Source organism: Listeria immobilis (assembly GCF_014322845.1).
GTDB classification, from domain to species: Bacteria; Bacillota; Bacilli; order Lactobacillales; family Listeriaceae; genus Listeria; species Listeria immobilis.
Map to the genome: position 1 here is coordinate 14,672 of NZ_JAASUA010000013.1, position 12,601 is coordinate 27,272.

At 35.8% G+C, this 12,601-nt stretch carries 15 protein-coding genes and 1 riboswitch; of the genes, 14 read left to right on the top strand and 1 reads right to left on the bottom strand.

From position 1 onward, the window contains the following. Positions 1–65 precede the first annotated feature (65 nt). From HCJ45_RS13240 to HCJ45_RS13285, 10 genes are all read left to right on the top strand, one after another. Positions 66–419, top strand: a complete 354-nt coding sequence (locus tag HCJ45_RS13240) for an arsenate reductase family protein (protein WP_187125130.1) — start codon at positions 66–68, stop codon at positions 417–419. 39 nt (positions 420–458) lie between these two features. After that, a complete protein-coding gene (gene gcvH / locus HCJ45_RS13245; RefSeq protein WP_187125131.1) occupies positions 459–836 on the top strand; it encodes a glycine cleavage system protein GcvH in 378 nt (125 codons plus the stop codon). 60 nt (positions 837–896) lie between these two features. Next, on the top strand, positions 897–1,205 hold the full coding sequence (locus HCJ45_RS13250; protein WP_187125169.1) for a thioredoxin family protein: 309 nt from the start codon (positions 897–899) through the stop codon (positions 1,203–1,205). Positions 1,206–1,397: 192 nt separating this feature from the next. After that, positions 1,398–2,273 carry a cation diffusion facilitator family transporter gene (locus HCJ45_RS13255; protein ID WP_187125132.1) on the top strand — a complete coding sequence of 292 codons (876 nt, stop codon included), beginning with the start codon at positions 1,398–1,400 and terminating at the stop codon, positions 2,271–2,273. Positions 2,274–2,349: 76 nt separating this feature from the next. Beyond that, entirely contained in the window at positions 2,350–3,045 is a 696-nt protein-coding gene (gene cesR / locus HCJ45_RS13260; protein ID WP_185345528.1) for a response regulator CesR, read from the top strand. Continuing rightward, complete coding sequence (locus HCJ45_RS13265) at positions 3,035–4,177, top strand: sensor histidine kinase (protein ID WP_187125133.1); 1,143 nt, start codon at positions 3,035–3,037, stop codon at positions 4,175–4,177. The genes cesR and HCJ45_RS13265 overlap by 11 nt, the downstream gene beginning before the upstream one ends. Before the next feature lie 78 nt (positions 4,178–4,255). Next, positions 4,256–4,444, top strand: coding sequence for a hypothetical protein (locus HCJ45_RS13270; protein ID WP_187125134.1), 189 nt, complete (start codon positions 4,256–4,258; stop codon positions 4,442–4,444). 107 nt (positions 4,445–4,551) lie between these two features. Further along, positions 4,552–4,670, top strand: a riboswitch (SAM riboswitch). 89 nt (positions 4,671–4,759) lie between these two features. Then, on the top strand, positions 4,760–5,782 hold the full coding sequence (locus tag HCJ45_RS13275; protein WP_187125135.1) for a methionine ABC transporter ATP-binding protein: 1,023 nt from the start codon (positions 4,760–4,762) through the stop codon (positions 5,780–5,782). After that, complete coding sequence (locus tag HCJ45_RS13280) at positions 5,779–6,453, top strand: methionine ABC transporter permease (RefSeq protein ID WP_185345516.1); 675 nt, start codon at positions 5,779–5,781, stop codon at positions 6,451–6,453. The genes HCJ45_RS13275 and HCJ45_RS13280 overlap by 4 nt, the downstream gene beginning before the upstream one ends. Before the next feature lie 63 nt (positions 6,454–6,516). Continuing rightward, positions 6,517–7,350 carry a MetQ/NlpA family ABC transporter substrate-binding protein gene (locus tag HCJ45_RS13285; RefSeq protein ID WP_187125136.1) on the top strand — a complete coding sequence of 278 codons (834 nt, stop codon included), beginning with the start codon at positions 6,517–6,519 and terminating at the stop codon, positions 7,348–7,350. A gap of 43 nt (positions 7,351–7,393) precedes the next feature. On the opposite strand, the gene HCJ45_RS13290 is transcribed toward HCJ45_RS13285, so the two are convergent. Further along, entirely contained in the window at positions 7,394–8,473 is a 1,080-nt protein-coding gene (locus HCJ45_RS13290; protein ID WP_187125137.1) for an Lmo2079 family surface lipoprotein, read from the bottom strand. 351 nt (positions 8,474–8,824) lie between these two features. On the opposite strand from HCJ45_RS13290, the gene sufC reads away from it, so the two are divergent. Genes sufC through sufU form a run of 4 tightly spaced genes read left to right on the top strand, consistent with a single transcriptional unit; the run spans position 8,825 to position 12,597 of the window. Beyond that, the gene (gene sufC / locus HCJ45_RS13295) at positions 8,825–9,610 is read left to right on the top strand and encodes a Fe-S cluster assembly ATPase SufC (RefSeq protein WP_187125138.1); all 786 of its coding nucleotides are present in this window, start codon (positions 8,825–8,827) and stop codon (positions 9,608–9,610) included. An 18-nt stretch (positions 9,611–9,628) separates the two neighbouring features. Beyond that, positions 9,629–10,930 (top strand): Fe-S cluster assembly protein SufD, encoded by a 1,302-nt coding sequence (gene sufD, locus HCJ45_RS13300; RefSeq protein ID WP_187125139.1) that lies wholly within the window; start codon positions 9,629–9,631, stop codon positions 10,928–10,930. Further along, a complete protein-coding gene (locus HCJ45_RS13305; protein ID WP_187125140.1) occupies positions 10,931–12,157 on the top strand; it encodes a cysteine desulfurase in 1,227 nt (408 codons plus the stop codon). Next, complete coding sequence (gene sufU, locus HCJ45_RS13310) at positions 12,154–12,597, top strand: Fe-S cluster assembly sulfur transfer protein SufU (RefSeq protein ID WP_003722439.1); 444 nt, start codon at positions 12,154–12,156, stop codon at positions 12,595–12,597. Before HCJ45_RS13305 ends, sufU begins: the two co-directional genes overlap by 4 nt. Positions 12,598–12,601 lie beyond the last annotated feature (4 nt).

Consider the following 12,601-nt stretch of genomic DNA (forward strand, 5'->3'; position numbering starts at 1 on the left):
CTGTTTGTACTTTCATAAAAAATGCACTATGATAGTAGTAGAATGCAATCGAAGGGAGAGGCAAAATGATTAATTTTTATTGGTATCCAAAATGTAGTACTTGCAAAAAAGCAAAGGCATGGCTTGAGAATGAGCAAATTGAATTTACCGAGACGGATATTAAAACAGAAACACCAAGTGCAGAAGAATTACAAGCATGGCATGAAGTTAGCGGGCTTCCAATCCGTCGTTTCTTTAATACAAGTGGAATTAAATATCGTGAATTAGGATTAAAAGATAAAATTGATACGATGTCACTTAAAGAAGCTTATGAAATACTTGCCTCAGATGGAATGCTAATTAAGCGTCCGTTAACAACAAATGGTAAAGTAGTAACACTTGGATTTAACGAACCTGAATTTGAAGCAACTTGGAAATAGTCACAATAGATAATCGTAATAGAAGGAGGAGTTTGGAAAATGAGTTTACCAAAAGATTTATTGTATACAGAAGAGCATGAATGGGTGAAAGCGGAAGATGGTAGTTACCTTATCGGGATTACTGATTTTGCACAAGATCAATTAGGGGATATTGTTTTTGTTGAATTACCAGAAGTTGGGGATACTGTCGCAAAAGGTGATTCAATTGGTAGCATTGAATCCGTTAAGACTGTATCAGATTTCTATGCGCCGGTTAGCGGAAAAGTGGTCGCTGTGAATGAAACTTTAGAAGATGAACCAGAATTAATCAATAGTAACCCGTATGATACTGGTTGGATTTTAAAATTAGCAGAAGTAGAAGCGGCAGATATAGATGCGCTTTTATCAAGTGAAGATTACCAAAAAACATTAGATTGATTTATACGAGGGCCGGCTTGGGATAACCGAACTGGCCTTTTTTTATAGGGGGTGTTTTCTCTGGAAATTTGGGAAAAAGAAACATTACAATTAGCGCAAAAAAATAAGGCGGATTTTGTCATATTCTTTTTTACACCTATGTGCGGAAGTTGCCAGATGGCTAGTCGTTTGGTGGACATGACTCAAACCGCCGATAGTATCGATACAACGATTGCCAAAGTAGATTTAAACTATGTGCCGGAAATTGCTCAGAATTTAGAGATTACATCTGTTCCTGCTCTAGTGAAGTTTAAAGCTGGAATACCTAAAGATGTAAGTTATCAATTGCATGATGTAACAGCTGTTTTTGAATTCCTGTATGATGAGTAATACAGGAGTTTTTTCTGTTTAATAATTTGCCTTAATGCAAAAAAGTTTCGCTTCAGATATAGAAATGTATTTAGCTAAAAACATTGCTATAGACACAATTTGACTGAACGTGGTAAGATAATTCGAGTTGTTAAATTTGTGTTTTATAAAGAGAGATTTTTAGTGAAACATAACATATCGGAGGCTGTTTGGATGAATCATTCTAATCTTACTATTTTATCCGTTTGTAGTAATTTTATTATAGTTGTACTTAAACTTATTGTAGGCTTTTTTACAGGGTCTGTCGCAGTGATTTCGGAAGGGATTCACTCATCGATGGATTTATTTGCGTCGGTCATTACTTTCTTTTCTATTCGGATTTCCAATCAACCTGCTGATGAAGATCATCCATATGGGCATGGAAAAGCTGAAAATATTGCTGGAACAATCGAAACGTTACTTATTTTTGTTGCGGGTATTTGGATTATTATTGAATCCGTAAATAAACTTGTAAACCCACATGAAATACGTTTTCCAGCGCTTGGCATAATGGTAATGCTTTTTGGCGCGCTCGTTAATATTGTCGTATCACGAATTATCAAAAAAGCTGCTGATGAAGCGAATTCTGTAGCAATGAAATCGAATGCGCTCCATTTATATACAGATGTTTTTACCTCACTAGGTATTGCGCTTAGTTTATTTTTAGTATACATAACCGGTTGGCTGTGGATTGATTCTGTTATTGCTATTTTAACCGCTTTTTATATTATGTTTGAAGCTTTTAAATTACTGAAAGAATCTTTCCCACCGCTAATGGATAAACGTTTATCAACGGAAGAAGAAGCGGCAATTAAGCAAATTATTTTGACACATAAAAATAAATTTATTGAGTTTCATGATTTTCGCTCAAGACGTGCTGGAGCGGAAGAGTACATTGATTTTCATTTAGTGGTGTCTTCTTCCATGACAATCGAAAGCGCTCATTCGCTATGTGACGAGATTGAAGCAGAAATAATGGATTTTTATGCGAAAGCGGAAGTTCTCATTCACTTAGAGCCAGAAGAAGAGCGAGTCCTTACAGAAAATTAAAATAAGCTCTTTCTATTCGATTTGTTTCAAAAGTGCTACAATAGGGGGAAACAAAGAATGGAAAGGAAAATTAAGTATGACAACTTCTATTTTAATTGCGGATGATGATAAAGAAATTGTGGATTTAGTGAAATTATATTTGCAAAATGAAGGATATACGATTTACCAAGCATATGATGGAGCAGAGGTTTGGCGTCTTGTGCAAGATAAGCAACCTACTTTAGTTATATTAGATATTATGATGCCGGAAATGGATGGCTTAGAAGTATGCCGTTTAATGCGAAGTGAAGGTATTTTGACGCCCATTTTGATGCTTAGTGCGAAGGCGGAAGATAATGATAAGATAATGGGGCTTTTAACTGGTGCAGATGATTACATGGTGAAGCCGTTTAATCCATTAGAGCTTTCTGTCCGTGTCAAAGCAATTTTGAGGCGAATGCAACAAATGAGTCAAGTAGAGCCGATTAGTCAGGATAAAGTTATCATTGGACCAATCATTGTTGATCGTGCGCTTCATGTGGTGACAGTTAGTGGAAAAGAACTACATTTAACAACTTCGGAATTTGATATTTTATTTTTGCTTGCAAGTGAACCAGGGCGAGTATTTAGTTCCGAATATATTTTCGAAAAAATTTGGCAAGAAAAAGCGCTTGGAGCAAGTAAAACGGTTATGGTCCATATTAGCAATTTGCGTGATAAATTACGAGATGCTATGGGCGGGGAAAATGTGATTAAGACTATATGGGGAGTAGGATACAAAGTTGAAATATAAACTTGAAATGTTGTTTACTAAAATTAGCCATGTGATGAATATTTGGCAAGCAACTTTTTTCGCTGTTATTTCATGGGTTTTAGGCATGGTTACGGTACGAACTATATATTTATGGGCTATCTCCATTAGAGATGATTCTTTATTTTTAAAAGAAGTTACTCGAGCGATTGTCAGTTTATTTGGTCCTAATAAATATGTTCGTGTGATGGATTCCATTTGGGTATTATTAATCAATTATTTTATTATTTTCTTGATTACTTGCTTATTTTTCTCCTTTTTCTATCGCTACATGCGGCAAAAACTTTTGAAAAAGCAATTGCGAACAATAAATTTTGCGCTAAACGATGGAAAACCAGTGGATACAGAGAGTTTTGTTCCTGAAATTCAAGAATTAGAGCGAAATATCGAAAACATGCGAGAACGACAAAATAAATTAATGAAACAAGAAGAGCAGGCGCAACAAGCTAGAAATGATTTAATTACGAATGTTTCGCATGATCTTAGGACACCACTGACTTCAATTTTGGGGTACTTAAGTTATATTCATGAAGATCGTTATCGTGATGAAGTGGAATTGCGTTATTACACGGAGCTGGTTTACGGTAAGGCACGACATCTGCATAAGCTGATTGATGACTTGTTTTCTTATACAAGACTTGATAGCGTTGAGTATCAATTAAAAAAAGATGAATTAGACGTTATTGAATTATTAAGTCAGCTAGTTGCCGAATATGATGGACAAGCAACGGAACGAAATATGAAAATCGTAGAGCATTTTGATGCCAAAAAGTTAATTATTAGCGGTGATGGCAATCAAATCATGCGTTTATTTGAAAATCTGTTTTCGAATGCGCTTCGGTACGGAGAAGGAAATAAGCAAATCGACGTAAGCGCAAAACAAGAAGGAAATATGGCTGTTGTAAAAGTAACGAATTACGGACAAGAAATTTCAGAAATCGATTTACCATATTTATTTGAGCGATTTTATAAAGCTGATAAAAATAGAACAACGACTGGAACTGGCTTGGGGCTTGCTATCGCCAAATCAATTGTTGAAAAACATGGTGGACTTGTTACTGCTGAGAGCAAACATCGGAAAACTAGTTTTATCGTTAAATTACCACTCAGTTAATCTTTAATAATTCTTAAATTTTTCTTTCCTCATGGTTTATATTCATTCAGTAGAATATAAATTACGGAGGGTGAACAAATGAAAAAGCATTTTGTCTTAATTGTTGTTGCTTGTATTACAGTCGTTGTGATTTTTGTTTATTTAGCCCAAATAAATAAGGGTAAAATTAATTCTCAAAATAGAGCACAAGTAAAAATTGCCTCACAATTAACTAGTATAGATGATCAAAGAAATACCGTTATAATTAGTGAATTAAATTACAATTAATAAGCTATTAGTAAAAATTTATTGACAAAGTAGAGTGGAAAAGGTAATATGAAAAAACAAGAAATGTCACGATAGTCATAAATGAAGTGATATAATTATATGTAGAAATCTTATCCAGAGTGGTGGAGGGAAATGCCCTGTGAAACCCAGCAACCTAAACAATAGTTCATTTTGTGTTTAAGGTGCTAAATCATGCAGAACAGTTAATTGTTCTGAAAGATGAGAAGGAAGTTAGTCCATTTGAAAAAATGCTGCCTTTCTGCTCATCAGCAGAAAGGCTTTTTGTATACCAGAAATGTAGAAAAGGTGATAGAGATGATAACATTACAGCACGTTGTAAAAGAATATACATCAAGAAATAATAAAGTCCGAGCAGTCGATAATGTCGATTTAGAAATTGAACAAGGAGAAATATTTGGTGTAGTAGGCTATTCAGGCGCTGGAAAAAGTACGTTGATAAGAATGTTCAACGGATTAGAGCTACCAACTGAAGGTTCAGTAGAGGTGGATAACTTACTAATTAGTCAGATCCGTGGTGGAAAACTTCGAAAAGCTCGGCAACAAATTGGAATGATTTTTCAACATTTTAATTTATTATGGTCACGTACTGTTGCTGAAAACATTGCCTTTCCGTTAGAAATTGCTGGCGTACGCGGTGAAAAAAGACGATTTCGCGTTAATGAATTAATTCGGTTAGTTGGACTAGAAGGAAAAGAAAATGCTTATCCAGCTGAACTAAGTGGTGGGCAAAAGCAACGGGTAGGAATTGCTAGAGCGCTTGCTAATAATCCCAAAGTGCTATTATGTGATGAAGCAACCTCCGCACTAGATCCACAAACAACAGATGAAGTTTTAGAACTTTTATTAGATATTAACAAACGCCTCAACCTTACAATCATTGTTATCACCCACGAAATGCATGTTATTCGAAAAATATGTAATCGTGTAGCCGTGATGGAAAACGGAAAAGTTGTTGAACTTGGAGAAGTATTAGATGTTTTCCGTCATCCAAAAGAAAAAGTAACCCAACGCTTTGTTCGTCAAGTAACTGATTCAGATGAAACGGAAGAATTAATTCATCTGCTACTTGAAAACTATGCAGAAGGTGAAATAGTTAAACTGTTATTTATGAGCGAAAATGCAACCCAACCTGTGATTTCTCAAGTTGCGAAAGATAATGATGTTATGCTAAATGTCCTCCATGGTAATTTAACACAAACACAAAACGGCGCTTATGGAACGCTTTATGTACAGATACTAGGTGCGAAAGAAGCGATTAATGCGAGTCTAACACAGCTACGTCAACTTAATGTAGAAACGGAAGTGTTAGAGCGATGACGAAATTACAAGAATTATTCCCAAATGTTGATTTTCAAATGATGTGGGTAGCAACACAAGAAACATTATATATGACACTTACTTCACTATTTGCAGTATTTTTATTAGGAATTGTGTTAGGATTGTTACTATTTTTAACAAATAATAAAAAACATACTGGTGCCCGTATTCTTTACTGGATTACAGCAATACTAGTCAACGTTTTCCGTTCCATTCCGTTTATTATTTTAATTGTCCTGCTTCTCCCAATGACAAAATCGCTAGTTGGTACAGTTATTGGACCGAAAGCCGCTTTACCAGCGTTAATTATCTCGGCTGCTCCTTTTTATGGTCGGATGGTGGAAATTGCTTTTCGTGAAGTAGACAAAGGAGTTATTGAAGCGGCAAAATCAATGGGTGCTAATATGTTCACCATAATTGGAAAAGTGCTTATCCCGGAAGCTTTACCAGCGATAATTTCTGGTATTACAGTTACAGCCATTTCTTTAGTAGGTTTCACAGCGATGGCAGGTGTCATTGGTGCCGGTGGACTTGGAAATACCGCATATCTGGAAGGATTCCAACGCGGGCAACCAGATGTAACAGTTTTAGCAACCATTATTATTTTGATTATAGTCTTTATTTTTCAGTTTATCGGCGACTTTTTAACCAAACGAACCGACAAACGCTAACCTAAGTATATGAAGCAATTTATATAAAAAACGCGGAATCCCCGCAAAAAAGGAGAGATTTTCATGAAAAAGGTTCTTGGATTTATTTTTACATTAAGTTTAATTTTAGTACTTACAGCTTGTGGTAGCTCATCTGATAAAGCATCATCCAGTAAAACAGACGATAAGGAATTGGTAGTAGGTGCTTCAAACACGCCTCATGCTCAAATTTTGGAGCAAGCAAAACCAATTTTGAAAGAAAAAGGAATTAATTTGAAGATTGTAAAGTATACAGATTATGTTATGCCGAATAAAGCACTTGAAGAAGGCGACTTGGATGCCAACTATTTCCAACATAAACCTTACCTTGAACTAGAAGAAAAGGAAAAAGGATATAAATTTGCTGATGTTGGTGCAATCCATATCGAACCAATGGGAATCTACTCCAAAAAAGTAAAAGATATTAAAGATTTAAAAGACGGCGCACAAGTATTACTTTCTAATTCAAAATCAGATTGGCCACGTGTTATTGGTATTTTTGTAGATAATGGGCTATTAACTTTAAAAGATGGTGTTAAAGCGCAAGATGCAACTTTTGATGATATTAAAGATAACCCTAAAAATTTAAAATTCAAATATGATTTTGATCCAGCTTATTTAATGACTGCTTACAATAACGAAGAAGGCGATGTTGTTGCGATTAATTCTAACTTTGTAGTTGATCAAGGCTTAAATCCTTCCAAAGATGCCATTGCGATTGAAAGCAAAGACTCTCCATACGCTAATATTGTTGTTACAACAGAGGAGAATAAAGACGATAAAAATGTTAAAGAATTAGTGACTGTGCTTCACTCTAAAGAAATTCAAGACTATATTACAAAAGAATGGGACGGCGCAGTAGTTCCAGTTGATAAGTAAACAATAAAAAAAATCCTTTTACCAAGTCGGTAAAAGGTTTTTTTTATTGTATGGTACTTCCTAAATAAAGTTTTAAACCATCTGAAATGGCTTTATCAAGTTCTTTTTTAGAAACAATTTCATTTCCTTTTGGCATGGAAGGAACTTTTTCATAGTCTAACATATCAATGGTTGTAGTGAAGTTCATTAAGTGATTTGATGCTTCATCTTTATAATTGGTGTCAATAGTGGCTTTACTAAAACCTTTTTTGCTATCTGGTGTTAAAGTTAATCGGAAATCCAAGCTTTGTGTTTTTGTAGATGTAAGCTTTTTTAATGCAGAACGAATGGATTTTTGTTGCGTTTGCCAAGTAGATTTGGCTTCTTTTTGTGTACTGCTATTAATTTCAGAAATAAGGGTAACGATATTGCCGTCGTCATCAAGGGTTTTCAGTACTTCGTTAATCATATCGCTAATTTCTTTTTTACTTAATTTGAGCACGATATCACCGTTATCTTTTGCGGTGAAGTGTTGATCATCAAGGTTATTTAAATAGCTATAAATTGCAATACCACTTTTTTCTTCAATTTTTTTCAGTTGTTCAGCTTGGCGATCAACGGTTTCTGAATCGATTGTCTGATTAGAAAAGTTTTGAACAGTTTCAAAAAGATTAAGATACTTTGATTCCAATTCTTTATTTTGAGCAAGAACTTCATTGAAAATGGTAGCAGTTGAATCGTTTAGTAAACTGGAGATACTATCAGACGCATCATATATATCTGATACCGGAATATAAGCTTTTCCGTCGTCACTATTTTGAAGTGCATGTAAAGTTAAGTCAATTGGCTTATTACCAGCCCAGTGAACCGAGAAACTACTATAAGAAGAATCAGACTCGCTATTTACGGAAACTTTATATTGAAGATTAGATTTTTTTAGTTGAGTTAAAGTAATATCAGGCCCCAATTGTTTTATGTAATTATCTGATAGGTCGTTAATTTGGAATTTGACATCTGTTGTATATTGTTTGTTTTCAGTAACTTTCTTTAGAGCTGCAGTGAAGTCTGACTTTGGTGAACTACAACCGGATAGTGTAGTTAAAAGCAATACAAAGATGGTCACAGCCATTATTGCTTTCTTCATATTTAAATTCTCCTTCAATATTTAATCGTTTATTACAAATAGGTTATTATGTTGCAAATTTGTTACGTTACAACAATAACACATCTAAATAAGATATACAATCCTTTTTTTACCAGGGGATAATCTGCTTTTTTATTGATATGTAGGGCGCATCTATTTCATTAGTTGCTGTTCTTGAATATTCTCAAATAAAAGGGAAATACTGATAATGCTTGAAAACTGGAAAAAATCGGCTATTAATAGTAGAATGAAGGGGAGAATGCGAAGAGTGCTGGTTTTTATAGTTGTAATCAGATTAGAATTATACTAAACTAGGATTATGCAAATTTTACACTAGGGAGGACTTTTTTTATGGCAACTTTAAAGATTCAAGATTTACATGTTGAAATAGAAGGAAAAGAAATTTTGAAAGGTGTTAATCTTGAAATTTCAACTGGAGAAATCCATGCTATTATGGGACCAAATGGAACAGGGAAATCTACGTTGTCCTCAGCTATTATGGGGCATCCAAAATATGAAGTAACACAAGGTACAATCACACTTGACGGCGAAGATGTTTTAGAAATGGAAGTAGATGAACGCGCTCGTTGTGGACTTTTCTTAGCGATGCAATATCCAAGTGAAATTAGCGGAGTTACAAATGCTGAGTTCATCCGTGCGGCAATCAACAGCCGACGTGAAGAAGGTGACGAAATTCCTGTAATGCAATTTATCCGTAAATTAGATGCCAAAATGGATATTTTAGATATGGACGAAGAAATGGCAGAACGTTACCTAAATGAAGGATTTTCAGGCGGAGAGAAAAAACGTAATGAAATCTTACAACTACTTATGATTGAACCAAAACTAGCAATCTTAGACGAAATTGACTCCGGTCTTGATATTGATGCACTTAAAGTTGTTTCTAAAGGTGTAAATGAAATGCGCGGCGAAGGATTTGGCTGCTTGATTATTACCCATTACCAACGTCTCCTTAATTACATTACTCCAGACTTTGTACATGTAATGATGCAAGGGAAAGTAGTTAAAGAAGGCGGACCAGAGCTTGCTAAACGTTTAGAAGCAGAAGGTTATGACTGGATTAAACAAGAACTTGGTATTGAATTTGAGGAAGAAGAAGCAGTAGACCAACAATAAGGAAGTGAGGTTAAAATCATGACAGAAAATATGACGATTAAAGATGATTTTATCCACGCTTTTTCAAGTAATGCGAATGAACCAGATTGGTTTTTAGATATTCGTCGCACTGCTTTTAAAGCTTATGGGGAACTGGACTTACCTTATGTGGATAAAACAAAGATAACACGCTGGAATTTCACAAAGTTTGAAACATTTATACCTTTTAAAGAAGGCGTAACAAATGAAACTTTACCTGAAAAAGTAGCGAATCTAGTGGATTTAGATAATAAAGAAACAAACTTTTACGTTCAAATGGATGAACGTCCGGCAAGATTACAACTCAGTCAAGAATTAAGCGAACAGGGTGTTATCTTTACCGATATTATTTCGGCTGTTAAAAATCATCCAGAGCTTGTAAAAAAATATTATATGACAGATGCGGTGCAAGTAAGTGAACATAAATTGACTGCTTTCCATGCGGCACTGGTTAATGGTGGTATTTTCTTATATATACCAAAGAATGTGGAAGTAAAATCGCCAATTCAAGCGGTTTTTGTACAAGATAAAGCAGAATCTCCGCTAGTGAACCATGTGTTACTTGTTGCTGATGATAATAGTGCAGTTACTTATGTGGAAAACTATGTAACAGTAGATAATGAACCAAAAGGAATTGTAAGTATTGTTGAAGAAGTTATTGCCGAAAAAAATGCCCGAATTACTTTTGGCGGAGTTGATAATCTAGCGAGCGAGGCAACTACTTATGTAAATCGTCGCGGTCATATCGGCACGGACAGCCAAATTGAATGGGCGCTTGGTCTAATGAATGATGGCGATACAATCAATGAAAACGTAACGAATTTAATGGGTGACGGCTCATCTGCTGATGTGAAGACAGTAACGGTTGGACGTGGAAAACAAACACAAAACGTAACCACTCGTGTAACTCATTATGGTAAGGCGTCGAATGGTACGATTTTATCCCATGGTGTTATGAAAGAAAGAGCAACAACTATCTTTAACGGAATTGGTCATATTAAGCACGGCGCTTCTAAGTCTGATGCACAACAAGAATCACGTGTATTAATGCTTAGCCCAGAAGCACGCGGTGACGCAAATCCAATTCTATTAATAGATGAAAATGACGTTGTTGCAGGACATGCAGCTTCTGTTGGTCGTGTGGATCCATTGCAACTATTCTATTTAATGAGTCGCGGTATTTCACAAAAAGAAGCAGAACGTTTAGTCATTCACGGCTTCTTAGATCCAGTTGTACGTCAACTACCAATCGAAAGTGTTAAATCAATGCTGCGGGAAGTAATTGAAGGGAAAGTGCGCTAAATGATAGATATCCAAAAAATTCGTGCGGACTTTCCAATACTAGCCCAAGAAATAAATGAAAAACCGTTAGCCTATTTAGATAATGCGGCTACTTCACAAAAACCAAAACAAGTTATCCAAGCCTTAACTCACTACTATGAATTTGATAATGCGAATGTACATCGTGGAGTGCATACACTTGCGGCTAGAGCGACAGATGCATTTGAATTAGCACGTGCTAAAGTAGCAAAGTTTATTCAGGCACGGGAAGTAGCAGAAATTATTTTTACAAGAGGAACCACTTCGGCAATTAATTTAGTGGTAGATAGTTACGGAGAGACAAATATCGAAGCTGGCGATGAGATCGTTATTTCTTATTTAGAGCATCATTCCAATTTGATTCCGTGGCAACAACTTGCTAAACGTAAAGGCGCGGTTTTGAAGTATATCGAGCTAGAAGAAGATGGTACCATTTCTATAGAACAAGCAGAAAAAGCAATTAGTGAAAAAACAAAAATAGTTGCTTTGGCGCATGTTTCAAATGTTCTTGGGACAATTACTCCGATAAAAGAAATTGCAGCACTAGCCCATAAAGTCGGTGCAGTAATCCTTGTGGATGGTGCGCAAGCCGTGCCGCATATGGAAGTAAATGTAGTCGATTTAGATGCTGATTTTTATGCTTTTTCTGGTCATAAAATGATGGCTCCTACTGGTATTGGTGTATTGTATGGAAAACGAGAATTACTAGAAAAAATGGAACCGACCGAATTTGGCGGAGAAATGATTGATTTTGTTGAATTATACGATTCCACTTGGAAAGAACTACCTTGGAAATTGGAAGCTGGAACACCAATTATCGGCGGAGCTATTGCGCTTGGTGCAGCGATTGATTACTTGGCAGAGATTGGAATTAGTAATATTCATGCCTACGAACAAGAATTAGTAAGCTATGCAATAGAGCAAATGAGTAAAGTAGAAGGTATCACGATTTACGGTCCAACCGATGCAAGTCTTCGTTGTGGATTAGTGACTTTTAACATAGAAGGAGCTCATCCGCATGATGTTGCAACTATTTTGGATGAGGACGGGGTGGCAATTCGCGCAGGACATCATTGTGCACAACCTTTGATGAAGTGGCTAAATGTATCTTCTACAGCTCGTGCAAGCTTTTATATTTATAATACAAAAGAAGAAATTGATGCGCTTATAGAAGGGCTCAAGTTAACAAAGGAGTATTTTGGATTATGACAAGCCGGAAATTAGATCAGCTATATAGACAAGTCATTATGGATCACTATAAAAATCCGCGTAATAATGGAGAACTCCCAGATAGCGATGTAACCATTGACCTTAATAACCCAACATGTGGCGATCAAATCCATCTTCATTTAAAAATGGACGGAGATAAAATTGTTGCAGCAAAATTCACTGGTAGCGGCTGTTCGATTTCGATGGCCTCTGCTTCGATGATGACGCAAAGTATAATTGGAAAAACCGAGAAAGAAGCACTAAAAATGTCACGTGAGTTTTCAGAGATGGTTCAAGGTCACGATCACGAAACTATTGATGAATACGGTGATGTCGAAGCGCTTGCTGGAGTTGCGAAATTCCCAGCAAGAATCAAGTGCGCAACCCTTTCCTGGAAGGCGATGGAACGAGCAATTTTTGAAAAAGAAGGAACCAAATAAGTAG

What these genes read in the sequence shown, in the direction of transcription:
- HCJ45_RS13240 (WP_187125130.1), top strand. Translation starts at nt 66, where the DNA reads ATGATTAATTTTTATTGGTATCCAAAATGTAGTACTTGCAAAAAAGCA.
- gcvH (WP_187125131.1), top strand. Translation starts at nt 459, where the DNA reads ATGAGTTTACCAAAAGATTTATTGTATACAGAAGAGCATGAATGGGTG.
- HCJ45_RS13255 (WP_187125132.1), top strand. Translation starts at nt 1,398, where the DNA reads ATGAATCATTCTAATCTTACTATTTTATCCGTTTGTAGTAATTTTATT.
- cesR (WP_185345528.1), top strand. Translation starts at nt 2,350, where the DNA reads ATGACAACTTCTATTTTAATTGCGGATGATGATAAAGAAATTGTGGAT.
- HCJ45_RS13270 (WP_187125134.1), top strand. Translation starts at nt 4,256, where the DNA reads ATGAAAAAGCATTTTGTCTTAATTGTTGTTGCTTGTATTACAGTCGTT.
- HCJ45_RS13275 (WP_187125135.1), top strand. Translation starts at nt 4,760, where the DNA reads ATGATAACATTACAGCACGTTGTAAAAGAATATACATCAAGAAATAAT.
- HCJ45_RS13280 (WP_185345516.1), top strand. Translation starts at nt 5,779, where the DNA reads ATGACGAAATTACAAGAATTATTCCCAAATGTTGATTTTCAAATGATG.
- HCJ45_RS13285 (WP_187125136.1), top strand. Translation starts at nt 6,517, where the DNA reads ATGAAAAAGGTTCTTGGATTTATTTTTACATTAAGTTTAATTTTAGTA.
- HCJ45_RS13290 (WP_187125137.1), bottom strand. Translation starts at nt 8,473, where the DNA reads ATGAAGAAAGCAATAATGGCTGTGACCATCTTTGTATTGCTTTTAACT.
- sufC (WP_187125138.1), top strand. Translation starts at nt 8,825, where the DNA reads ATGGCAACTTTAAAGATTCAAGATTTACATGTTGAAATAGAAGGAAAA.
- sufD (WP_187125139.1), top strand. Translation starts at nt 9,629, where the DNA reads ATGACAGAAAATATGACGATTAAAGATGATTTTATCCACGCTTTTTCA.
- HCJ45_RS13305 (WP_187125140.1), top strand. Translation starts at nt 10,931, where the DNA reads ATGATAGATATCCAAAAAATTCGTGCGGACTTTCCAATACTAGCCCAA.
- sufU (WP_003722439.1), top strand. Translation starts at nt 12,154, where the DNA reads ATGACAAGCCGGAAATTAGATCAGCTATATAGACAAGTCATTATGGAT.